At 68.2% G+C, this 22,893-nt stretch carries 16 protein-coding genes, 1 pseudogene and 1 riboswitch; of the genes and pseudogenes, 12 read left to right on the forward strand and 5 right to left on the reverse strand.

Annotation, left to right across the window (positions count from 1 at the left end):
* Positions 1-2 precede the first annotated feature (2 nt).
* Complete coding sequence (locus AB0F86_RS09290) at positions 3-1,028, forward strand: zinc-dependent alcohol dehydrogenase family protein (RefSeq protein ID WP_356983159.1); 1,026 nt, start codon at positions 3-5, stop codon at positions 1,026-1,028.
* 31 nt (positions 1,029-1,059) lie between these two features.
* Entirely contained in the window at positions 1,060-2,178 is a 1,119-nt protein-coding gene (locus AB0F86_RS09295; RefSeq protein ID WP_356983161.1) for an alpha/beta hydrolase, read from the forward strand.
* A 137-nt stretch (positions 2,179-2,315) separates the two neighbouring features.
* Here the strand turns inward: AB0F86_RS09295 and AB0F86_RS09300 are convergent, their stop codons facing one another.
* Positions 2,316-4,493, reverse strand: coding sequence for a malate synthase G (locus AB0F86_RS09300; RefSeq protein ID WP_356983163.1), 2,178 nt, complete (start codon positions 4,491-4,493; stop codon positions 2,316-2,318).
* Positions 4,494-4,758: 265 nt separating this feature from the next.
* On the opposite strand from AB0F86_RS09300, the gene betT reads away from it, so the two are divergent.
* The 3 genes from betT to AB0F86_RS09315 are packed head-to-tail and all read left to right on the forward strand — an operon-like array spanning position 4,759 to position 9,960.
* A complete protein-coding gene (gene betT / locus AB0F86_RS09305; protein WP_225279613.1) occupies positions 4,759-6,885 on the forward strand; it encodes a choline BCCT transporter BetT in 2,127 nt (708 codons plus the stop codon).
* A gap of 10 nt (positions 6,886-6,895) precedes the next feature.
* Positions 6,896-8,410: an aldehyde dehydrogenase family protein gene (locus AB0F86_RS09310; RefSeq protein WP_356983165.1), complete on the forward strand. Its 1,515-nt coding sequence runs from the start codon at positions 6,896-6,898 to the stop codon at positions 8,408-8,410.
* Positions 8,407-9,960 carry a GMC family oxidoreductase N-terminal domain-containing protein gene (locus AB0F86_RS09315; RefSeq protein WP_225279611.1) on the forward strand — a complete coding sequence of 518 codons (1,554 nt, stop codon included), beginning with the start codon at positions 8,407-8,409 and terminating at the stop codon, positions 9,958-9,960. Before AB0F86_RS09310 ends, AB0F86_RS09315 begins: the two co-directional genes overlap by 4 nt.
* A 1-nt stretch (position 9,961) precedes the next feature.
* Here AB0F86_RS09315 and AB0F86_RS09320 read toward each other — a convergent pair whose 3' ends face one another.
* The gene (locus AB0F86_RS09320) at positions 9,962-10,420 is read right to left on the reverse strand and encodes a helix-turn-helix domain-containing protein (protein ID WP_356983166.1); all 459 of its coding nucleotides are present in this window, start codon (positions 10,418-10,420) and stop codon (positions 9,962-9,964) included.
* 117 nt (positions 10,421-10,537) lie between these two features.
* Between AB0F86_RS09320 and AB0F86_RS09325 the strand changes: the two are divergent.
* The 5 genes and pseudogenes from AB0F86_RS09325 to AB0F86_RS09345 all read left to right on the forward strand — a co-directional run.
* Positions 10,538-11,143: pseudogene (locus tag AB0F86_RS09325) on the forward strand (MFS transporter); the annotation flags it as partial.
* 41 nt (positions 11,144-11,184) lie between these two features.
* A complete protein-coding gene (locus tag AB0F86_RS09330; protein ID WP_356983167.1) occupies positions 11,185-11,730 on the forward strand; it encodes an MFS transporter in 546 nt (181 codons plus the stop codon).
* Between the two features lie 255 nt (positions 11,731-11,985).
* Entirely contained in the window at positions 11,986-12,528 is a 543-nt protein-coding gene (locus tag AB0F86_RS09335) for an HNH endonuclease (protein ID WP_356983169.1), read from the forward strand.
* Positions 12,525-12,770: a WhiB family transcriptional regulator gene (locus AB0F86_RS09340; protein WP_067488664.1), complete on the forward strand. Its 246-nt coding sequence runs from the start codon at positions 12,525-12,527 to the stop codon at positions 12,768-12,770. The genes AB0F86_RS09335 and AB0F86_RS09340 overlap by 4 nt, the downstream gene beginning before the upstream one ends.
* 113 nt (positions 12,771-12,883) lie before the next feature.
* Positions 12,884-14,551 carry a substrate-binding domain-containing protein gene (locus AB0F86_RS09345; RefSeq protein WP_356983171.1) on the forward strand — a complete coding sequence of 556 codons (1,668 nt, stop codon included), beginning with the start codon at positions 12,884-12,886 and terminating at the stop codon, positions 14,549-14,551.
* On the opposite strand, the gene AB0F86_RS09350 is transcribed toward AB0F86_RS09345, so the two are convergent.
* Complete coding sequence (locus AB0F86_RS09350; protein WP_356983172.1) at positions 14,552-15,133, reverse strand: helix-turn-helix domain-containing protein; 582 nt, start codon at positions 15,131-15,133, stop codon at positions 14,552-14,554. It abuts the gene before it with no gap.
* 122 nt (positions 15,134-15,255) lie between these two features.
* On the opposite strand from AB0F86_RS09350, the gene AB0F86_RS09355 reads away from it, so the two are divergent.
* Together AB0F86_RS09355 and AB0F86_RS09360 are read left to right on the forward strand one after the other, a co-directional pair.
* The gene (locus AB0F86_RS09355) at positions 15,256-17,013 is read left to right on the forward strand and encodes an ABC transporter ATP-binding protein (RefSeq protein ID WP_356983174.1); all 1,758 of its coding nucleotides are present in this window, start codon (positions 15,256-15,258) and stop codon (positions 17,011-17,013) included.
* Entirely contained in the window at positions 17,010-18,725 is a 1,716-nt protein-coding gene (locus tag AB0F86_RS09360) for an ABC transporter ATP-binding protein (protein ID WP_356983176.1), read from the forward strand. Before AB0F86_RS09355 ends, AB0F86_RS09360 begins: the two co-directional genes overlap by 4 nt.
* A 46-nt stretch (positions 18,726-18,771) precedes the next feature.
* Here the strand turns inward: AB0F86_RS09360 and AB0F86_RS09365 are convergent, their stop codons facing one another.
* Both AB0F86_RS09365 and gcvP read right to left on the reverse strand, forming a co-directional pair.
* Entirely contained in the window at positions 18,772-19,617 is an 846-nt protein-coding gene (locus AB0F86_RS09365) for a virginiamycin B lyase (protein WP_356983760.1), read from the reverse strand.
* A 161-nt stretch (positions 19,618-19,778) separates the two neighbouring features.
* Positions 19,779-22,589 carry an aminomethyl-transferring glycine dehydrogenase gene (gene gcvP / locus AB0F86_RS09370; protein WP_356983178.1) on the reverse strand — a complete coding sequence of 937 codons (2,811 nt, stop codon included), beginning with the start codon at positions 22,587-22,589 and terminating at the stop codon, positions 19,779-19,781.
* A 152-nt stretch (positions 22,590-22,741) separates the two neighbouring features.
* Positions 22,742-22,841: riboswitch (glycine riboswitch) on the reverse strand.
* Positions 22,842-22,893 lie beyond the last annotated feature (52 nt).

Raw genomic sequence — 22,893 nt, forward strand, 5'->3', positions numbered from 1 at the left:
CCATGCGTGGAGTAGTCATGTTCGCCCCCGGCGATGTGCGCGTCGTCGAGCGTGAAGACCCGAAGATCGTCGAGCCAACCGACGCGATCATCCGACTCACCGCCACCTGCATTTGCGGCTCGGACCTGTGGCCCTACCGAGGCATCGAACCAGTCGAGCACACCCTCATGGGCCACGAATACGTCGGCGTTGTCGAAGAAATCGGCGCCGACGTGCACACCCTGAAGGTCGGGGACTTCGTCGTCGGCTCGTTCTGCATCTCCGACAACACTTGCGAGATCTGCCGCTCCGGCTTCCAATCACGTTGCGTGCATGGCTCTTTCGTCGCCGGAGCGATCGGCACCCAATCCGAACTCGCGCGAATCCCCTATGCCGACGGCACTCTCGTCGCGACGCCGGGGATGCCCGAGCCCGCGTTGGTCCCGTCGCTGCTGGCCGCCTCCGACGTGCTCGGCACCGGCTGGTTCGCCGCCGACGCCGCAGCGGCCGGACCCGGCAAGACGATCGCCGTCGTCGGTGACGGTGCCGTCGGGTTGATGGGTGTGCTCGCCGCGAGAGAACTCGGCGCCGAACGCATCATCGCCATGTCCCGCCACACCGACCGTCAAGCCCTCGCCCGCGAATTCGGCGCCACCGACATCGTCGAAACCCGCGGCGAGGAAGGCGTCGCCGCGATCAAGGACCTCACGAACGGGCTCGGCGCCCATGGCGTCATCGAAGCCGTCGGCACCCAGGAATCGATGATGCAGGCCATCAACTCCACCCGCCCCGGCGGGCACGTCGGGTACGTCGGCGTCGCCCACGACGGTGTCACTCTGCCCGCCGACCAGCTGTTCTTCGCCGAAGTCCACCTCCTCGGTGGACCCGCACCGGTTCGCCGGTTCCTGCCCGACCTCATCGACCGCATCTGGAACCGCAGCATCGACCCCGGCAAGGCCTTCGACCTCATCCTGCCCCTCGACCAGGCCGCCGAAGGCTACCGAGCCATGGACGAACGCCGCGCCATCAAAACTCTGCTCACCCTCTGACCTCTCCGAACACCACACCAGGAGCACCACCATGAACACGACGACCGATCCCCACCGCTTGGCCCGCATCACCGGAGCCGGTATCGCCACTCTCGCTGTGCTGGCGGCCTCGGCCTGCTCCGGCGCCGACACCACCACCGCAGCCGCGCCGGTCACTCCCATCGCTGGCCTGGACGCCGGGGACCTGTCTCACGGTGCGGACAACTTCTACACCAGCGACCAGGTCACCATGACCCCCGTGACGTTCAAGAACCAATACCAGATGGACGTCTCCGGAAACCTGTTCGTCCCGAAGAATCTCACCCCGGATACCCGCGCCGCCGCCATGGTCGTCGGGCATCCCATGGGCGCAGTCAAGGAACAATCGGCCAATCTCTACGCCACCAAGATGGCCGAACAAGGCTTCGTCACCCTCGCCCTGGACACCGCGTTCTGGGGCGGCAGCGGCGGCAACCCGCGCAACGCCGTCGCCCCCGACATCTACACCGAAACCTTCTCCGCCGGAGTCGACTACCTGCGAACCCAAACCACCGTCGACCCCGAACGCATCGGCGCCCTTGGCATTTGCGGCAGCGGCAGCTTCGTCATCTCCGCCGCGAAGATCGACCCTCGCATCAAGGCCGTCGCCACCGTCAGCATGTACGACATGGGCGCGGCCAACCGAAACGGGCTGGGCCGCTCCGTCACTCCCGAACAGCGTCAGCAGATCATCGCCCAGGCCGCCGCCCAGCGCGACGTCGAATTCCGGGGCGGGCCGGTCGAATACACCGGCGGTACCGTGCACGAACTGACCGCGAACTCCACCCCGGTCGAGCGCGAGTTCTACGACTTCTACCGCACCCAGCGCGGCGCGGTCACCCCCGAGGGCGCCACCGCCGACACCACCACCCACCCGACCCTGTCGAGCAACACCAAATTCATGAACTTCTACCCGTTCAACGAAATCGAGACCATCTCCCCACGCCCGATGCTGTTCATCACCGGCGAGAACGCCCACTCCCGCGAATTCAGCGAAGAGGCATACCATCTCGCCGGGGACCGCAAGGAACTGGTGATCGTGCCCGGCGCCGGACATGTCGACCTCTACGACCGCACCGAACTCATCCCCTTCGACAAACTCGCCTCGTTCTATTCCCAGAACCTGACCTGACCTCCCGGCCCAGTCGCATCGTCACTCTTCCTGATTACCAGTCCAGTGACGACAGCGGCCCCGCATCGGATGTCTCCGATGCGGGGCCGCAAGCGAAAAGTACTGCTACGAGCTACTTTTCGATCACGCGACACACACTACTTCTGCGCAGCCTTGAACTCACGACGGCGACGGTGCAGGATCGGCTCGGTGTAGCCGTTGGGCTGCTTGGTGCCTTCCAGGACCAGTTCCTTGGCGGCCTGGAACGCGATCGAGGCGTCGAAGTTCGGCGCCATCGGGCGGTAGTTCGGGTCGCCGGCGTTCTGGCGGTCGACCACGGGGGCCATCCGCTCGAGGCTGGCGATCACGTCGGCTTCGGAGACGATGCCGTGGCGCAGCCAGTTGGCGACCAGCTGGCTCGAGATGCGCAGGGTGGCACGGTCTTCCATCAGGCCGATGTCGTTGATGTCGGGCACCTTGGAGCAGCCGACGCCGTGGTCGATCCAGCGCACGACGTAGCCCAGGATGCCCTGGGAGTTGTTGTCGAGCTCCTGGCGCTTCTCCTCGTCGGACCAGTCGGTGGACTGGGCCAGCGGGATCTCGAGGATCTGGTCGACGGTGGCGCGGGGGCCGCCCTTGGCGATCTCGGACTGGCGCTTGAACACGTCCACCTGGTGGTAGTGGGTGGCGTGCAGGGTGGCGGCGGTCGGCGAGGGCACCCATGCGGTGTTGGCGCCTGCCTTGGGGTGGCCGATCTTCTGCTCGAGCATGCCTGCCATCAGGTCGGGCATGGCCCACATGCCCTTGCCGATCTGGGCCTTGCCGGGCAGGCCCTTGGCCAGGCCGGTGTCGACGTTCCAGTCCTCGTAGGAGGTGATCCAGGTCTGGGTCTTCATCTCGGCCTTGCGGACCATCGGCCCGGCCTCCATGGAGGTGTGGATCTCGTCGCCGGTGCGGTCGAGGAAGCCGGTGTTGATGAACACCACGCGGTCCTTGGCGGCCTCGATCGACGCGGCGAGGTTGACCGTGGTGCGGCGCTCCTCGTCCATGATGCCGACCTTGAGGGTGTTGCGGGTCAGACCGAGGACGTCCTCGATGCGGCCGAACAGCTCGTTGGTGAACGCGGCCTCGTCGGGGCCGTGCATCTTCGGCTTCACGATGTAGACCGAGCCGGTGCGGGTGTTGGCCAGCTCGGCGGTGCCGTTGAGGGAGTGCACGGCGATCAGCGAGGTGATCAGGCCGTCCATGATGCCCTCGGGCACCTCGTTGCCCTCGGCGTCGATGATGGCGTCGGAGGTCATCAGGTGGCCGACGTTGCGCACGAACAGCAGCGAGCGACCGTGCAGCACCAGCTCGGAACCGTCGAGCGCGGTGAACACGCGGTCGGGGTTCATGGTGCGGGTGAAGGTCTTGCCGTTCTTGGTGACCTCTTCGGCCAGGTCGCCCTTCATCAGGCCGAGCCAGTTGCGGTAGCAGACGACCTTGTCGTCGGCGTCGACCGCGGCGACCGAGTCCTCGAAGTCCATGATCGTGGTGAGCGCGGACTCGAGCACGATGTCCTTGACGCCCGCGGAGTCGGTGGAACCGATGGGCGAGTTCGGATCGATCTGGATCTCGATGTGCAGGCCGTTGTGCTTGAGCAGCACCGAGGTCGGCGCCTCGGGGTCACCGAGGTAGCCCACCAGCTGCGAGGGGTCGGCCAGGCCGATGTCGGTGCCGTCTTCCAGTCCGACCTCGAGCTCACCGTCGACGATCTTGTAGTACGACGAACCGATGTGCGAACCGGTGATGAGGGTGACGGCGTCGTCGAGGAAGTTACGGCCCCACTCGATGACCTTGTCGCCGCGCACGCGGTTGTAACCGGTGCCCTTCTCGGCGCCGTTGGCCTCGGAGATGGCGTCGGTGCCGTAGAGCGCGTCGTAGAGCGAACCCCAGCGCGCGTTGGCGGCGTTGATCGCGAAACGCGCGTTCATCACCGGCACCACCAGCTGCGGGCCTGCGGTGGTGGCGATCTCGGCGTCGACGTTGCCGGTGCCGATCTGGAACGGCGCGGGCTCGGGGCGCAGGTACCCGATCTCGGCGAGGAACTTCTTGTAGGCGGCCTTGTCGTAGCCGGCGCCGGGGTTCTCGCCGTGCCAGGCGTCGAGCTTGCCCTGGATCTCGTCGCGTTCGGCCAGCAGGGCACGGTTGCGCGGCGCGAGGTCGTTGATGACCTGTTCGGCGCCTGCCCAGAACGCGGCGGAATCTACGCCGGTACCGGGAAGCGCCTCGTTCTCGATGAAATCGTGGAGAACGCTCGCCACCTGGAGCCCGCCGACCTGAATCCGCTCTGTCATCTACTGCCTCACTTCGGTTGAAAACCGGCTGGAAAAAGTCGATGTCATGTTACCCGTGGGTATTGCCGACATCGCGTGTGGGTGGAACGCCCGGCGGGCGTCACGCATTCCGCCACGCCGAATCGTCGGGGGCCGACGGCTGGGCGTGGCGAACCACTTCTCGATTGTAGGTTCCCGTCGACGGCCGTCGTACGGGCTCGAACACGGGTGCAGCAACCACCGGATGTCCACGAAAGGACGAGGTGGAGGAACTAGCCTTCGTCGCATGGGTGCCCCCAGCAATCCCGGCGACAACAGCACACCTGTCGGGGCGACGCAGGTGCCGTTGCACCCGGTGGCCGACAAGCGGTCGGTGAACAAGCCGGTGTTCCTCACCGCCGCCGGGCTCGTGCTGGCCTTCGCGGTCTGGGCGCTGGCCTCGCCGGCGAGTGCCGAAAGCGTCGTCGGCGAGGTGAAGACCTTCATCTCCACCTGGTTCGGCTGGTGGTATTTCGTGCTGGCCACCGTGATCCTCGGGCTCGTCGTGTTCCTCGGTGCGGGCCGCTACGGCCGGTATCGCCTCGGCCCGGAGGAGTCGCGCCCGGAATACAGCCTGTTCTCCTGGACGTCGATGTTGTTCGCGGCGGGTATCGGCATCGACCTGATGTTCTTTTCCGTCGCCGAACCGGTCTACAACTACCTGCACCCGCCGGAGGGACCCGCCCAGACCGATCACACCGCCCGCGAAGCGGTCACCTGGACGATCTTCCATTACGGCATCACCGGGTGGGCGATGTACGCGCTGATGGGCGGGGCGCTGGCGTATTTCGCGTTCCGGCACAACCTGCCGCTGACGATTCGCGCCGCTCTCTACCCGATCTTCGGCAAGCGCGTGCACGGGCGCTGGGGTGACGCCATCGATGTGGCCGCGGTGCTCGGCACCATCTTCGGTATCGCCACCTCGCTCGGCATCGGCATCGTCCAGCTCAACTACGGTCTGCACGAACTGTTCGGCGTCCCGCAGGGCAAGGCGGCCCAGATCGGTTTGATCGCGCTATCGGTGGCCATCACCACCATTTCCGCGACCACCGGGGTCGACAAGGGCATCCGGCGGTTGTCCGAACTCAATGTCATCATGGCCATCGCCCTGCTGATCTACATCCTGGTGGCCGGTCGCACGTCGTTCCTGCTCAACGGGCTCACCCAGAACGCGGGCGACTACCTGTCGACGTTTCTGGACCGCACGCTGAACACCTTTGCCTGGGAACGCAATCCGGAGACGGCGAATCAGCCGTCGACGTGGCTCGACAGCTGGACACTGTTCTTCTGGGCGTGGTGGGTGGCATGGGCGCCGTTCGTCGGGCTGTTCCTCGCGCGCATCTCGCGCGGACGCACCCTGCGCCAGTTCATCTTCGGAGTGCTCGTCGTGCCGTTCAGCTTCACCCTGCTGTGGATCTCTGTGTTCGGCAACAGCGCCTTGCAGGTGGCGCGCGACGACCAGCAGTTCGCCGAACAGACCGCGGCCCGAGCCGAATTGGGTTTCTACTCCCTGCTCGAGCAGTACCCGGGGGCCACCTTCCTGCTCGGCATCGCCACCATCACCGGGCTGCTGTTCTACGTGACCAGCGCCGATTCCGGTTCGCTCGTGATGGGCAACTTCACCTCGAAACTGCCCGATCCGATGGCGGATTGCGCGCGTGGCACCCGGATCTTCTGGTCGGCCGCGATCGGTCTGCTCACGCTGTCGATGCTGTTCGCGGGGGCGGGCGGATCGATCATCACCCTGCAGAACGCGACGATCATCATGGGCTTGCCGTTCTCGTTCGTGCTGGCGCTGATCGGGATCGCCATGCTACGCGCGGTGCGCAACGAGTCGTTCAAGATCGACAGCTACCGGGCGGCGCTGCCCAATGCCATCGCGGCCGGGCGCGGACCGAGCGAGCACGGCAGCTGGCGGCGCAGGCTGCTGGCCACCGTCCACTACCCCGGCCCGGCCTCGACCCGGAAGTTCTTGAACAACACCGTGATTCCGGCCATGCGTGAGGTTTCCGAGGAGCTGGCCAGAATGGGACTCACCGCGCACGTCGACGAATCGGGCACCCACGAGGGGCTGCCGTATCCGAGGCTGATCGTCGATCAGGGCACCGAGACCGGCTTCGAATACGGCGTGTGGCCGGTCTCGGCGCCCGCGCCCTCCTACGCGGTCCTGGCCCAGCGCTCCGGTGACCGCTATTTCCGCTGCGAGGTGTATCTGGCCGAGGGCTCGCAGGGGTACGCCCTCAACGGATACAGCCGTGAGCAGGTGATCGGCGACATCCTCGACCAGTACGAACGTCATCTCGGCTATCTCTACCTGCGCCGCTCCGCCACCGATCACCACGAACCCGAAGCCGTCGACACCGACGAATCGTGAAGGGACAACCATGAGCCAGACCCTCTATATCGATGGCACCTGGCGCGCGGCCGCGTCCGGGCTGACCCGCGAGATCCGCTGTCCGGCGGACAATTCCGTGGTCGGCACCGTCGCCGAGGCGGGCGCGGAGGACACCGAGGCCGCCATCGCCGCCGCCCGGCGCGCCTTCGACGACGGACCGTGGCGCAGCACCACTGCCGGTGAACGCGGCGATCTGCTGCTCGATATCGCCGACGCGATCGAGGGCAGGCGCGAGCAGTTCGTGGGCGCCGAGACATTGGACACGGGCAAACGGCCCTACGAGTCCGAGATCGACATGACCGACATCGAGAACTGCTTCCGGTACTTCGGCAAGCTCGCCGCCGAGGACGCGGGCCGGGTGGTCGACGCGGGCAATGCCGATATCGACTCGCGCATCGTCTACGAACCGGTCGGGGTGTGCGGGCTCATCACGCCGTGGAACTATCCGCTGCTGCAGGCCGCGTGGAAGGTGGCACCGGCGCTGGCCGCGGGCAACACCTTCGTGCTCAAGCCCGCCGAACTCACCCCGCACACCGCGATCCTGCTGATGACCGTCCTCGACGACCTCGGGGTGCCGCCGGGCGTGGCCAATCTCGTTCTCGGCGCCGGTCCGACCGCAGGCGCTCCCCTGTCGGCCCATCCTGATGTGGACCTCGTCTCCTTCACCGGCGGGCTGTCCACGGGCCGCGTCATCGCCCGCGAGGCGGCGGCGACGGTGAAGAAAGTGGCCCTCGAGCTGGGCGGCAAGAACCCGAACATCATCTTCGCCGACGCCTGCGACACCGACGAACGCCTCAGTGCCAGCGTCGACAACGCCCTCAACGCCGCGTTCCTGCACTCCGGCCAGGTGTGCTCGGCCGGAGCACGGCTGGTGATCGAGGAGTCGGCGCACGACCGGTTCGTCGACGAACTCGTCCGCCGCGCCCGCCGGATCCGCCTCGGGCTGCCGTTCGCCGACGGCACCGAGACCGGTCCGCTGATCTCGTCGGCGCACCGCGACAAGGTGCACGCCTACGTGGAACAGGCCCGCGCGGACGGGGCCGATATCCGCACCGGCGGTACCTTCGCCGTCGGCGACCAGGGCTCCGGCAATCTCGACGACGGCTGGTTCTATCTGCCGACCGTCATCGATCGCGCGAACCGCACCATGGCGTGCGTGCACGACGAGGCATTCGGCCCGACGGTCACGGTCGAGACGTTCACCACCGAGGAAGAGGCGATCTCCATCGCCAACGACACCGAGTACGGCCTGGCGGGCGCGGTGTGGTCCAGCGATTCCGCGCGGGCGCGGCGAGTGGCGGCCCGGGTGCGCGCGGGGACGGTGTGGGTCAACGACTTCGGGCCGTATCTGCCGCAGGCGGAGTGGGGCGGGTTCGGCCGCTCAGGTGTCGGCCGTGAACTCGGTCCGTCCGGGTTGCACGAGTATCGCGAGGCCAAGCACGTGTACGAGAACCTCCGGCCGGGGGTCACCGGCTGGTTCGAGCTGCGGGAGGACCAGCGGTGAATACCTACGACTATGTGATCGTCGGCGCCGGTTCGGCGGGCGCGGCGGTGGCCGCTCGCCTCTCTGAGGATCCGTCGGTGACGGTGTGCCTGCTCGAGGCAGGTCCGTCCGATGTGGACGACCCGGCGATCCTTCGCCTGGATCGCTGGATGGAACTGCTGGAATCGGGTTACGACTGGGACTATCCGATCGAGCCGCAGGAGAACGGCAATTCGTTCATGCGCCACGCCAGGGCCAAGGTGCTCGGTGGCTGTTCGTCGCACAACAGCTGCATCGCGTTCTGGGCGCCGCGCGAGGACCTGGACAGCTGGGAACGCGAGCACGGCGCGACCGGTTGGGGCGCGGACTCGGTGTACCGGCTCTACAGCCGGATCGAAACCAACGATGCTCCCGGCGAGCACCACGGGCGCAGCGGCCCGGTGAACATCATGACGGTGCCACCGAACGACCCCTGCGGTGTGGCGGTGCTCGACGCCTGCGCGGAGGTCGGGATTCCGCGTGCGGAGTTCAATGCCGATCGCACGGTTGTCAACGGCGCCAACTTCTTCCAGATCAACAGCCGCACCGACGGCACCCGTTCCTCGTCGTCGGTGAGCTACCTGCACCCGATCCTGGACCGGCCGAATCTCACCATCCGCACGGGTGCGTGGGCCAAGCGGATCCTCATCGAGGACGGGCGCGCGGTCGGTGTGGAGTACACCGACAACGCCTTCGGGCGGGCCACCCGGGTCACCGCCGAGCGGGAGGTGATCGTCTCGGCCGGGGCCATCGACTCGCCGAAGCTGCTGATGCTCTCGGGTATCGGTCCGGCGGATCACCTGCGCGAGAACGGAATCGACGTCGTGGTCGACTCCCCCGGCGTCGGTGCGCACCTGCAGGACCACCCCGAGGGGGTGATCGGGTTCGAGACGAAACAGCCGATGGTGCGCAGTTCGACGCAATGGTGGGAGGCGGGCATCTTCACCACCACCGTCGACGGGCTCGACCGGCCCGACCTGATGATGCACTACGGCAGCGTCCCCTTCGACATGCATACGCTGCGCCAGGGTTACCCGACGGCCGAGAACACCTTCTGCCTCACCCCCAATGTCACCCACGCCCGCTCGCGCGGCACCGTGCGGTTGCGCTCGCGCGACTTCCGCGACAAGCCGCGCGTGGACCCGCGCTACTTCACCGACGCCGAGGGCCACGACATGCGGGTGATGATCGCCGGCCTGCGCAAGGCCCGCGAGATCGCTTCCGCCGCAGCGCTTTCGGAATGGGTGGAACGCGAACTGTATCCGGGTCCGCAGGCCGAGACCGATGCCGAACTGGCCGACTACATCCGGCGCACCCACAACACCGTGTACCACCCCGTCGGTACCGTGCGGATGGGCGCACCGGACGATCCGATGAGCCCGCTCGACCCGGAACTGCGGGTCAAGGGCATCGAGGGACTGCGTGTGGCCGACGCGTCGGTGTTCCCGGCCCACACCACGGTGAATCCGAACATCACCGTCATGCTGGTCGGCGAACGCTGCGCGGAGCTGGTGGCCGCCGACCGAAAGTAGTTCACCCGCAGTCCACTCGCCGCACTTCGGTGGTTGCGGCGGTGACGACCGCGCCCGCCCGATTGCGCGGGCGTAGTTCGGCGAGTGGCCGGCCGTCACGGTCCACGAGCGTCGAGCGGGGCTCGTCCTCGGCGAAGGCATGACTCTCCCCCCACTGCCGCAGCGCGACGACGACGGTGAACAGGTCCTGCCCCGCCGGCGTCAACTCGTAGACGTACCGTTTGCCGCTCGCAGTCGCGCTGGTGCCGAGGATGCCGTCGTCGACGAGTCGGCGGAGGCGGTCGGCCAGGATATTGCGCGCGATCCCGAGCCGCTGCCGCAACTCGGTGAACGACGCCGGTCCGTCCATGGCGTCCCGCACGATGAGCAGACTCCACCGATCACCCACCAGGTCGACAGTTCGCGCCACCGGGCAGGTGGCATCGGTCCATTCGCGGTCGACACGCACCGTCGAAGCCATGGGCCACCTCCTAATAGGTTGCAATTCGAAACCATTATTGCCTACCTTTGATTTGGTTTCATTTTGCTACTCTTTGGAGGTCCGGTGGGTACACGACTGACGCGAGCACAACGGGTGATGTTGGCGGTGGTGTGCGCCGCGGCGGTCTCCACGATCTACGCGATCCAGCCGGTTCTCGCCGTGGCGGGTGCGGAATTGGGGCTGTCGCCGCAGTCGTCGGGCGTCCTCATCGCCGCCGGGCAGATCGGGTATTTCGCCGGACTGATTCTGCTGGTCCCACTCGGTGACCTGGTGAACCGCCGTCGGCTCATCGGCGGCATGCTCGCGCTCACCTCGGTCGGGGCCGCGATCACCGCCGTCGCGCCCACCGGTGTCGTCGCGGTCGCCGGGCTCGCGGTCGCCGGGGTGTTCGCGGTCGTCGTCCAGGTGACCGTGGCATACGTCGCCGCCGTTTCCGCACCCTGTGAACGGGGCTGCAATATCGGCGCCGTCACCTCCGGTGTGGTGATCGGCATCCTCGGGGTCCGTGTCGTCGCGGGTCTGCTGGGTGACACGCTCGGCTGGCGGGCGGCCTATGCGGCGCTCGCGGTGCTCTGCGCGACGCTCGCCGTCCTCACCCGGAAGGTTTTGAGTCCGGACGTCAGAGCCCGCGATGCTCGGTACACCCAGGTGCTGCGGTCCACGGGACGGCTGGTGACCACGGACCGGCTGTTTCTGAGCCGGGGCTCGATCACCTTCTTCGTCTTCGCGTCCTTCGGATCGCTGTGGAGCGGCCTCGCGCTCCCCCTCGCCGCGCACCCTTGGTCGTTGGGCACCACCGAAATCGGCTGTTCGGGTTGTTCGGTCTCGCGGGCGCCCTCGGCGCGGGCCGGGCCGGCCGGTGGGCCGATGCCGGTCACGCGCAGCGGGTCACCGGCTCGGCCCTGCTGGTGCTCGCCGCTTCCTGGTTGTTCATCGCGCGGACCAGGACAGCGGTACTGCTCGTCGTCGGCATCGTGCTGCTCGATTTCGCCGTCCAGGCTGTGCACGTGAGCAGTCAGCATGTGCTGACCACCGCACATCCCGACCGCGCGGGCAGCGTCATCGGTGCCTACATGGCCTTCTACTCACTGGGCTCCGCGCTCGGCGCGGTCACCACGACGTGGGCTTACACCGTGTGGGGATGGTGGGCGTCCTGCCTGTTCGGCGCGCTCTACGCCCTGGCCGGGTTCGCCGTGTGGGCGGCGGCCCAGCTCTCACGCGTCGGCGTCACGGCCACGCCGGAATCATCCTTGGTGCCGGTGGGATGCGCTGTCGCCCACCGAAAATAAATGAGCCGACATTCCGGACACGGTGTGTCACCATGATTCTCACGACGGTGTATCGCGTCAGGCGAGACCGGCAGAGCACGTAGAGAGGAGGAGACGACCGTGAAACCAGCTGTACGACAGCATGATTCGAAGCCCGGATACCACAGCACCGGCCACCGCGGCGCCGAGATGCGCGAAGCCGGTCGTCTCCCCATCGCGCACTGAGCGCACCCCACCTCTCCCTTCCGCTCGCTTCTTCGAAACATGGTGATTCCGATGATGATTCGTCATGCCGTCGTCCCGACGGCTCCCGCCGCCGACAACTGGATACACAGCCGCGTGCTGGTGCTCAACGCCAGCTACGAGGCGCTCGACGAGATCACCGCCGATCGCGCGGTGACACTGCTGCTCAGCGGCGCCGCCGAATCGGTCATCGACCGGGTACCGCGCTTCCCGATCCGCTCCCAGCGGCTCGAGGTGGCGTTGCCGGAGACCATCCGGTTGCTGCGCTACGTGTACCTGGCGCATGTGCGGCCGGTCGGCGAGGACAGCCGCGCCACCCTGGCCGGTGTGCTGCGCCGCGACAAGCACCGCTGCGGCTACTGCGCGAACTGGGCGGCCACCGTCGACCACATTCGCCCGCGCAGCCGGGGCGGCCCCAACACCTGGGGCAATCTCGTGGCCTGCTGCGCACCCTGCAATACGACCAAGGCCGACCGCACCCCCGAAGAGGCGGGGATGCGTTTGCTGTGGGAGCCCAAGGCTCCCGACCCGCTCGCCAGCACACAGCGCCGGATCTGGAAGGAGTACGCGCCGTGACCACCGCATTGACCGACCTGCTCACCCTTTCCGATTCCGGGCGGTGGCATCGTGCCGCCTGCCGGGGCGACCCCAACCACGAGGCGTGGTTTCCGTACCCGTCGCAGGATTTCGACTACGCCCGCCGCATCTGCGCCGGTTGCCCGTTGCTCGCGGGGTGCACCGAGTACGCGGCGCGGACCGGTCAGTCCGGGGTGTGGGGTGGTCGTGAATACGACCGCGGCCGCGTGATCCGCGAATGACCGACCGGCGGCCGGGCGTCGACCACGACGCCCGGCCTCCGCCTGTGAGCTGCGACGATGCGCCGGGGGATGCGCGGTGCGCCGCCCCGGCAACGAGTCCTTAAACTTGCCGCGTGGGTACACATCGCAGCGGGACCAGATCTCGACGTATCAGCAAAGGTCCGGTTATCGCGGCATCGGTGCTCGTGCTCGTGCTTGTGGCCGTGTTCGCCTGGTTCCAGCTGCGCGATCGTGCCGCCGAATCCGATGTGGCCGCCGCGGCGGAATGTGTGGAGGGGCCCGCCGCCCTCGATGTCACCGTCGACCCGGCCGTGGCCGGTCCGGTGCGTGCGGCCGCGGAACGGTTCAACGCGACCAAGCCACGCGTGCGTGACCACTGCGCGCGCGTCGAGGTGACGGCCCGGCCCTCGGCGGCGCTCGGCGGCGCGCTCGCCGACACCAGCACCTGGGAACCCGGTCTCGGCCCGAAGCCCGGGCTGTGGATCGCCGACTCGAGCCGCTCGATCGAGCTGGTCCGGGTGCCCGGCTTGATCGAGGGCACCCCGGCCTCCATCGCGACCAGTCCCATCGTGCTCGCGGTGCCCGATCCGCTGCGGCAGGCACTCGAAGAGCACCAGATCACCTGGGCCGACCTGCCCCGATTGCAGCAGGGTTCGCTCGACGAGATCGGGTTGACCGGCTGGGGTGGGCTGCGGATGGCGCTGCCCCCGGGTGACGCGACCACCGCGGCCGCCGCCGCGATCGGGTCTGCGGTGTCGGGCACCGACCCGCTCACCGAGCAGGCCGCCGCGTCCGGACAGGTGGTCGCCGCCATTTCGGGACTCGCCGCCGCCGCCGAGAAACCGGCCGACCTGACTACGGCGATGGCCGCGATCAGCGCGGATCCGGCCGCGAACGATATCCATGCGGTTGCCGCTACCGCTCAGCAACTGGGCACCGGTGGGCTCACCGCGTTCCGTCCGGCGGGCACCGCGCCGCTGGCGGACTACCCGGCGGCGGTGCTGTCGGGTCCGTGGGTCGACAAGATCCAGAACCTCATCGCCTCGCGCTTCATCGACTTCCTGCGGGCGCCCGAGCAGGCGGCCGCTTTCGCCGCCGACGGTTTCGGCCCGGCCATCGGTTCCGCGCCCGCCAATCCTGGCAAGGCGGCGCTCGAGAAGGTGCGCGCCACCATCGACAACCCGGTGCTCGGTGTGAATGCGACTGTGCTGCTCGATGTCTCGTCGTCGATGGGCGCCACCGACGGCTCGATGACGCGCCTCGCCACGTCGGGCGCCGCGCTCGCCTCGACCCTGCAGGTGATGCCGCCCGACTTCGGGCTCGGCCTGTGGACGTTCGGCAAGAATCTCGACGGAACCAATCCGTACCAGGTGAACGTGGCTACCGGCCTGCTCACCGACACCCAGCGCAATGCCGTGGGATCGGCGGTGACCTCACTGAAGCCGAGCACGGTGAGTACCGACCAGGCTTATCCGAGTCTGCTCGCCGCGTATCGCGCGGCGGTGGCGAACTACTCCCCCGGCCGCACCAATTCGATTCTGCTCATCACCGACGGACCGGACGACGATTCCTCGCTGACCGGCGCCGACCTGCTCGCCCAGATCGCGGCGGCCAACCAGTCCGGGAAGCCGGTGCGGGTGGACGTCATCGTGGTCGGCGGCGAAGGCACCCAGACCTTGCAGGAGCTGTCCGCGCAGACGGGCGGCACCTATACCCGGATGCCGACCAGCAACGATATCGGCTTCGGAACGGCCGTGGTCAAGGCGCTGACCACACCGTAGTCAGTCGCCCCAGACGGCCCGTAATGGTTCGAGTGCCTCGTCGACATAGGCGGCGACGGGTCGGTCACCGCCGTCGAGGAACCACTGTTCCAAGGCGGCGAGGTAGCCGAAGATGAGCGCGTTGGTCGCCACCTTGGCCTGCGCCTCGGAGAAACGGCCGGTCGAGGCGAGCAGCGGTGACAGCCGCTGGCTGGTGCGGTCGGCCGAGGCGTAGGCCGCGCGCCGAACCGACGGTTCGGTGAAGTGATAGCGCAGGCTGCGCCGCCACGGACCGGGTTCGGAGCCCGATTCGTTCGTGCCCGTGTCGTACTCGCGTACGGATCGGATGAGGCTGCCGATCGGATCGTGCGGGTCGACGACCTTCGCCAGCTGTTCGTCGCTGAGGTTGTCGAACTCGTCGGCGACGATGATGCCCTCCTTGGTGCCGAAGAGCCGGTAGACCGTCGAGGGTGAGACCTCGGCCGCGGCGGCGATCTCCTCGATGGTGACCGCGGCGAAGCCCTTCGCGTCGAACAGGTCGAGCGCGCGTTCCTGAACGGTGTGCATGGCGTTGAGCCGCCAGCGTTCGCGTAGTCCAGCCATGCGGCCAGGTTATCAGGAAGCCACTATCTGCTGACTGCCACTTTCATTCAGACATTGACTGTCTGTAAGGACGCTTGTACAGTCGCTGTCTAGAGACAGTGACTTTCTGAATCGAGTGTGCGATGACGATGACAATCGAACGGGGCGGGGCGGAGCCGCCGCCGAGCCTGGCGAGTTCGGTCCGCCCCTATGCCCCCGGGTTCGCCGCCGTGATGATCGCGCAGGTCATCGGCTCGCTCGCCGGGTTGGCGCCGTTGCTCGCGGTGGTCGAGGTGGGCCGGGTGCTCTTGTCGGCCGGGCCGGTGGATCACGACCGTGTGTGGCTCGCGGTGCTGGTCGGGGCGGTCGGTCTGCTGGTGCGGCTGGTGTTCACCGGTACGGCGGCCGGCCTCGGCCATGTTCTCGACGGCCGGGTACAGCTGGGGTTCCGGCGCCGGCTCGCCGCCCAGCTGGGGCGCGTGCCGATCGGCTGGTTCTCGGGCCGCCGAACCGGTGAGCTTGCCAAGGTGGTCGGCGACGACGTGAGCGCGGTGCATCCGGTGCTCGCGCACGCGCCGGGTGAGCTGGTGTCGGCATTCGTGGTGCCATTGGTGTCGCTGGCGTATCTGTGCACGGTGGACTGGCGCCTCACGCTCATCACGCTCGTTCCGGTGCTGCTCGCACTGCTGCACGTGCCGCTGCTCCTGCTGCCGGCGAGGGAACGCGAACAGCGGGAGTTCGACGCCGCGATGGGTCGCATCGCCGATGCGGTGGTGGAGTTCGTGCAGGGCATCGCGGTGGTCAAGGCCTTCGGCGGTGGTGATCAGGCACATCGGCGATTCCGCACGGCCGCAGACGAATTCGCCGATACGTTCCTGCGTTTCGTCCGCGGTCTCGCCCCGGTGGCAGCCGGGATGCAGCTGGCGTTGTCGCCGCCGTTCGTGCTGCTGGTGATTCTGAGCGGTGGCACCTTCCTGCTGACCCGTGGCGAGCTGACCGCCGCCGATCTGCTGCCGTTCCTGCTGCTCGGGCTCGGTTTGACCGCGCCGGTCGCGGCGCTGCAACACGGTTTCGACGATCTGCAGGCGGCCGGTCACGCGATCGGCCGGATCAACGAGGTACTCGCCGTGCGGCCACTGCCCGAACCCGCGCAACCCGTGGCACCGCGCGGGCACCGAGCCGAGTTGCGAGACGTGCGATTCGGCTACGACGACCGGGAGGTGCTGCGCGGGATCGATCTGGTCCTCGAGCCCGGTACCGTCACCGCACTGGTCGGACCGTCGGGCAGCGGCAAATCGACACTGGCGCAACTACTTCTGCGATTCTTCGACCCGAGTCACGGCAGCGTCGTCCTCGGTGGTGCCGATCTGCGTGACATCGGCAGTGATCGGCTCTACCGGTCGGTGTCGTTCGTCTTCCAGGATGTGCGGCTGCTGCGCGCCTCGGTCGCCGACAATATCGCGCTCGCCGTGCCACACGCCGACCGTGAACGGGTGATCGAGGCCGCCCGGCTGGCCGGGATCCACGAACGGATCCTCGACCTGCCGCACGGGTACGACACCGTTCTCGGCGAACAGGCCGGACTCTCCGGCGGTGAGGCACAACGGCTTTCGCTCGCCCGCGCCCTGCTGGCCGACACCCCGGTACTGGTGCTCGACGAGGCGACTGCCTTCGCCGACCCACAGACCGAGCGGGCGTTGCGCCAGGCCATGGCGAACCTGCGCGGTGACCGCACGGTGCTCGTCATCGCCCATCGACACGAAACCATCGCCGACGCCGACACGGTCGTCCTGCTGCGGGACGGCGTGATCGTCGAGCGCGGCGCACCCACCCGACTGCTGGCCGAGGGCGGCGCGTTCGCCGCGTTCTGGCGGGCCGAACAAGGAAGCGAGTTGTCATGATCCGCACACTGTTACGGGTGCTCGGTCATCAGTACGCGGGTCCGGTTCGCCGGACCGTGGTGTTGATGAGTGTCACCGCCGTGCTCGAAGGGTTGTCCTACCTGCTGCTCGTTCCCGTGTTGCGTGAGCTGTTCGGCAGCGAACCCGCGCGGGCCTGGCCGTGGCTGATCGGGTTCGGGTGCGCGGTCGCGGTGTACGCCGTGTTGCGTTATGTCAGCGATCTGTCGGGTTTCCGGTCGGGCACCACACTGCTGCGCGGGACCTACCACCGCATCGGCGACCACCTCGCGCGGCTGCCGGTCGGCTGGTTCGGGCCGGACCGGGTGGGTGAGGTGTCGGTGCTGGCCAGCCGGGGTGTGCTCGAGGCGATGGGCGTGATCGCGCATCTGCTCAGCCCGTTCATCACCGCGACGCTGACGCCGGCGACCATCGTGGTGGTGATCGCGGTCTTCGATTGGCGGCTCGGACTGGCCGCGCTGGTCGCCGTCCCCCTGGTGGCCGTGGTGCAGATCAGGGCGAGTCGTGCACTGGCGGCCACCGATGCCGACCGGCACGCCCGCGACCACGAGGCTGCGGGCCGCGTGATCGAATATCTGCGGGCCCAGCCCGTGTTGCGCGCCGGTGGCCGAAGCACCGAACGGTTCGGTCTGCTCGACGACGCGCTGCGCGAGTTGCAGCAAGCCACTCATCGGTCGGTGCGCACCGCGCTGCCGGGGATGGTCGGTCTCACGCTCGTCGTCCAGACCGCATTCACCGTGCTGCTAGCGTTCGGCGCCTACCTCGCGCTCGGCGGCCGCATCGGCGCCGCCGAACTGCTGGCGATCTTGGTGCTCGCCGCCCGTTGCGCCGAACCGTTGCTGTCACTGGCCGATCTGGGTGGCAAGCTGCGCAGCGCGCATTCCCAGCTCACCCGGCTGGACGACCTGCTCAGCACCGAACCGCTACCCGAACCGCGCGATCCGGTGCGCCCGAGTCGCCACGATCTCGAATTCGACGCCGTCGGCTTCGCGCGCGACGGCCGCACAGTGCTGGACAGGCTGACATTCCAGGTGCCGCAGGGTCAGCGGTTCGCGATCGTCGGCCCCTCCGGCGCCGGGAAATCCACGGTGCTTCAATTGCTCGCCCGGTTCCACGACGTCGACGCGGGCGCAGTCCGCATCGGCGGTGTCGACGTGCGTGACATCGACACCGCGACCCTGATGTCCTCCATCGCCATCGTCTTCCAGGATGTGTACCTGTTCGACGGCACGATCGAGGACAACATTCGCCTCGGCCGACCCGACGCCACCGACACCGAGGTGCGGGCGGCGGCGACCGCGGCCGGGCTGGACGAGGTGGTCGACCGGCTGCCCGGTGGCTGGTCGGCCGCCGTCGGCGAGGGCGGTGCGCTGCTGTCCGGTGGTGAGCGCCAACGTGTTTCGATCGCCCGCGCCCTCCTGAAGGACGCACCCATCGTGCTGCTCGACGAAGTCACCTCGGCGCTCGACCCCGCCAACGAAGCAGCCGTCCACCGTGGCATCGAACGCCTGATGGCCGGGCGAACAGTCATCGTCGTCGCCCACCGCCTGCGCACGGTCCGAACCGCCGACCGCGTCCTCTTCCTGGACAAGGGAAGTGTCGTAGAGCAGGGCACCCACCACGAACTCGTCGAAAAAGGCGGGCGCTACGCAGATTTCGTGGAAATCACCGACGCTGCGGTCACCACCAGTTGATGACCGCAGCAGTACCCAACCTGGCGTGGCATAGGTGCCCCAGAGGTCAGCCTGGAGAAACCTCGACCAATGCACCGGATTCCATGGCCACCCAGAGATGGCCGGTGGAGTCCACGGTGAGTCCGTGGGGCTCGGCGCCGGGGAGGGTGAGGTGGTCGATCTTGCCGTCGGTGTCGATCCGGCCCAGGTTCCCGCTGGCCCATTCGGTGAACCAGAGCGCGCCGTCGGGGCCCGTGACGATTGCGTGTGGGCGTGAATCACGGTCCGGCAGGGCGTATTCGGTGACGGTGCCCGCGCTGTCGATCCGGCCGATCGCGCCCACGCCGATCTCGGTGAACCACACCGCACCGTCCGGCCCGGAGGTGATGCCGACCGGCGCCGCCTCCTGGGTGGGCAGGGGGTGCAGGGTCACCGTGAGGTCGGTGCCGATGCGGCCGATCGCGTTGCCCTGGTTCACCGTGAACCACACCGCACCGTCGGAGCCCGCGGTGATCATCGACGGCATCCCGTCGACCGCGACCCCCTCGATCTTGCCGTCGCCCGCGATCCGGCCGACCCGACCGGCCTGCAATTCGGTGAACCACATGCCGCCGGGCCCCGCGCACACACCGTAGGGCCCGTCCATCGCCAGACTGCTCACCGCGCCGTCGAGGGTGACCCGGCCCAGCCGGCCACCGTGGAACTCGGTGAACCACAAAGCGTTATCGTTCCCCGCCACGATCACCGTGGGTTGTCCGCCGACGGGGTCGAGGGCAAAGGTGTCGACCTGCCCCTCGGCATACCGTCCGATGGCACCCTGGGTCACCAAGGTGAACCACAACGCGCCGTCCGGTCCGACGGTGACCCCGTACGGTGCTCCGGCTACCTCGATCTCGCGCACTATCTCGCCGATACTCAACGATTCGATCCCCTCCTGGTCATGGGAACATCCCGCCCCATCCGCCACCGTACCGACCGCGCCCACGGCGGGCAGCCCACCGGGTGCCCGAATTCGGGCCGTGAACGAATCCGGGCCCCGCCGAACAGCATCGGCGAGGCCCGGACCAGCGGGGATCAGTCCTGATACGCGTCGAGCGGCGGGCAGGAGCAGACGAGATTGCGGTCGCCGAACGCGCCATCGATGCGCCGCACGGCAGGCCAGATCTTCGGCCGGGCGTGTCCCACACCGCGCGGGTAGACGGCGGTTTCCCGGCTGTAGGGGTGGTCCCACTCGCCGACGAGGCAGGCCGCGGTGTGCGGTGCGCCGCGCAGTGGGTTGTCGGTGACGGGCCAGACACCGGCGGCGACCTGGTCGATCTCACCGCGGATGGCGATCATGGCGTCGATGAAGGCGTCGAGTTCCTCGAGATTCTCGCTCTCGGTCGGCTCGACCATCAGCGTGCCCGCGACCGGGAAACTCATGGTCGGCGCGTGGAACCCGTAGTCCGCCAGTCGCTTTGCCACATCGTCGACGGTGACACCGGTCTGCTTGGTGATCTCGCGCAGATCCAGGATGCACTCGTGGGCGACCATCCCGTTCTCGCCGGTGTAGAGCACCGGGAAGGAGGCGTCGAGGCGGCGGGCGATGTAGTTGGCCGACGCGATGGCCGTCAGCGTGGCCGCGCGCAACCCCTCGGCACCCATCATCCGGATGTAGGCCCAGGTGATCGGCAGGATCGAGGCCGAACCGTAGTTGGCGGCCGACACCGCGTGCGAACCGTTCTCGAGCGGATCACCCGGCAGGTACTGCGCCAGGTGCGAGCGCACCGCCACCGGGCCCACGCCCGGACCGCCACCACCGTGCGGGATGCAGAAGGTCTTGTGCAGGTTCAGGTGGCTCACGTCGCCGCCGAACCGGCCCGGACGGGCAAGTCCGACAAGGGCATTCAGGTTCGCGCCGTCCACGTACACCTGACCGCCCGCGTCGTGCACCAGCGCGCACAGCTCGGCGACCTCGTGCTCGTACACGCCGTGGGTGGACGGGTAGGTGATCATGATGCAGGCCAGCCGCTCGGCGTGGTCGGCGATCTTGGCGCGCAGGTCGTCGAGGTCGATGTCGCCGTTCTCCCGGCACTTCACCACTTCGACCCGCATGCCGACCATGGCCGCCGAGGCGGCGTTGGTGCCGTGTGCGCTCGACGGGATCAGGCAGGTGTCGCGGTGGTCGTCGCCGCGGTCCAGGTGGTAGCGGCGGATCGCGAGCAGTCCCGCGTACTCGCCCTGGCTACCGGCGTTGGGCTGCAGGCTCACCGCGTCGTAGCCGGTGATCTCGCACAGCCACTGCTCGAGGTCGGCGACGAGCTTGCGGATGCCGGGCGAATCCTCGGTGGGGGCGAAGGGGTGCAGCCGGGCGAAACCAGGCCAGGTGATGGCCTCCATCTCGGCGGTCGCGTTGAGCTTCATGGTGCAGGAACCGAGCGGGATCATGCTGCGGTCCAGGGCGATGTCCTTGTCCGACAGCGAACGCAGGTAGCGCAGCATGGCGGTCTCGGTGTGGTGGCGGGTGAACGCCGGGTGCGTCAGGTACTCCGAGGTACGGGTCTCGATGCCGACCGGTTCGGCGCCGGCGCCGGACTCGGGCGTCAGCGCGGTGCCGAACGATTCGACGACGGCGGCGACATGGGCTTCGGTGGTGGCCTCGTCGCAGGCGATGGCGACGTGGTCGGCGTCGACCAGTCGCAGGTTGATCCCCTTCGACTTCGCCTTGGCAACAACGGCTTCCGCACCACCGGGCACGTGCGCGAGCACCGTGTCGAAGAAGGCGCCGTGCACCACCGCACCGCCGAGACCGGTCGCGACGGCGGCGGCGTGCTCGTGCACCCGGCGCGCGATGGCCCGCAGCCCGTTGGCACCGTGGTAGCTCGCGTACATGGCGGCGACGATGGCCAGCAGCACCTGGGCGGTACAGATATTGGAGGTGGCCTTCTCGCGGCGGATGTGCTGCTCACGGGTCTGCAGCGCCAGGCGGTAGGCCGGGGCGCCGTCGGCGTCGACCGACACACCGACCAGGCGGCCCGGCAGCTGACGGGCGAACGCGGTGCGCACGGCCAGGTACCCGGCGTGCGGGCCACCGAAGCCCATGGGGACACCGAAACGCTGGGTGGTCCCGAAGCACACGTCGGCGCCCTGTTCCCCGGGCGGGGCGATCAGGGTCATCGCCAGCAGGTCGGCACCGGCGGCGACCAGCGCGCCACGCTCGTGGGCTGCGGTGAACACCTCGGTCCAGTCGACGATGCGACCCGACGCGCCAGGGGTCTGCACGATCACGCCGAAGAAGTCGCCCTCGGGCAGCACCCCGGTGGACAGGTCGGCCTCGACGAGTTCGATGCCGAGCGGCTCGGCGCGGGTGCCGATGATGGTCTTGGTCTGCGGGAACAGATCGGTGTCGAGCAGCAGCCGGTTCGACTTGGACTTGCCCGCGCGGCGCAGCAACGTCATCGCCTCGGCGGCGGCGGTCGCCTCGTCCAGCATCGAGGCGTTGGCCACGTCCATGCCGGTCAGGTCCGACACCATGGTCTGGAAGTTGAGCAGCGCCTCGAGCCTGCCCTGGCTGATCTCGGGCTGGTACGGGGTGTAGGCGGTGTACCAGGCGGGATTCTCGAGCAGGTTGCGCACCAGCACGGGCGGGGTGAGCGTGTCGTAGTAGCCGAGCCCGATCATCGAGGTGGCTACGGTGTTGGCCTGGGCCAGACCGGCCAGCTCGGCGAGTACCTCGTGTTCGCTCGCGGGCGCGGGCAGCGCGGCGAGGCCGGACTCGTCGAGGATGGTGGCGGGCAACGCCGTGGTCGCGAGCGCGTCGACGGACTCGACGCCGATGGTCGCGAGGATCCGGGCGAGTTCGTCGGAATCGGGTCCGATGTGGCGGTCGGCGAACGAACGGGTCACGGCAGCTCCAGGTCGGGCGGGTCGGCCTCGTGGCCGACGGGTACCAGCCCTCCCCCTCTGTCTGTGCGCCTGAGAGATTCGGTAGCCGGTCGAAACCGTGCCCCTTTCCCCGTGGGCGGGCAGCCGGATGCCACCGCTTTCCAGAGGCGTCGAATCACCGCGCGGTCCCTGTTGCCTGAGAGATTGACGGGGAGGTGCTGCTCCTTCGGCGCCCGGACTCTTGCGATCCCAGGACTCTCCCGCACGACGGCGACGCACCCCCGAGTCTAGAGGCAGCAAACCCCCGGTCGCGCCACCAGGGGGC

Source organism: Nocardia sp. NPDC023733 (assembly GCF_040639775.1).
GTDB lineage: Bacteria > Actinomycetota > Actinomycetes > Mycobacteriales > Mycobacteriaceae > Nocardia > Nocardia rosealba.

Excerpts from the sequence above, each read along its gene's own strand:
- AB0F86_RS09295 (WP_356983161.1), top strand. The coding sequence starts at position 1,060 with ATGAACACGACGACCGATCCCCACCGCTTGGCCCGCATCACCGGAGCC.
- AB0F86_RS09300 (WP_356983163.1), bottom strand. The coding sequence starts at position 4,493 with ATGACAGAGCGGATTCAGGTCGGCGGGCTCCAGGTGGCGAGCGTTCTC.
- AB0F86_RS09350 (WP_356983172.1), bottom strand. The coding sequence starts at position 15,133 with ATGGCTGGACTACGCGAACGCTGGCGGCTCAACGCCATGCACACCGTT.
- AB0F86_RS09310 (WP_356983165.1), top strand. The coding sequence starts at position 6,896 with ATGAGCCAGACCCTCTATATCGATGGCACCTGGCGCGCGGCCGCGTCC.
- AB0F86_RS09360 (WP_356983176.1), top strand. The coding sequence starts at position 17,010 with ATGATCCGCACACTGTTACGGGTGCTCGGTCATCAGTACGCGGGTCCG.
- AB0F86_RS09355 (WP_356983174.1), top strand. The coding sequence starts at position 15,256 with ATGACGATGACAATCGAACGGGGCGGGGCGGAGCCGCCGCCGAGCCTG.
- AB0F86_RS09335 (WP_356983169.1), top strand. The coding sequence starts at position 11,986 with ATGATGATTCGTCATGCCGTCGTCCCGACGGCTCCCGCCGCCGACAAC.
- betT (WP_225279613.1), top strand. The coding sequence starts at position 4,759 with ATGGGTGCCCCCAGCAATCCCGGCGACAACAGCACACCTGTCGGGGCG.
- AB0F86_RS09290 (WP_356983159.1), top strand. The coding sequence starts at position 3 with ATGCGTGGAGTAGTCATGTTCGCCCCCGGCGATGTGCGCGTCGTCGAG.
- AB0F86_RS09320 (WP_356983166.1), bottom strand. The coding sequence starts at position 10,420 with ATGGCTTCGACGGTGCGTGTCGACCGCGAATGGACCGATGCCACCTGC.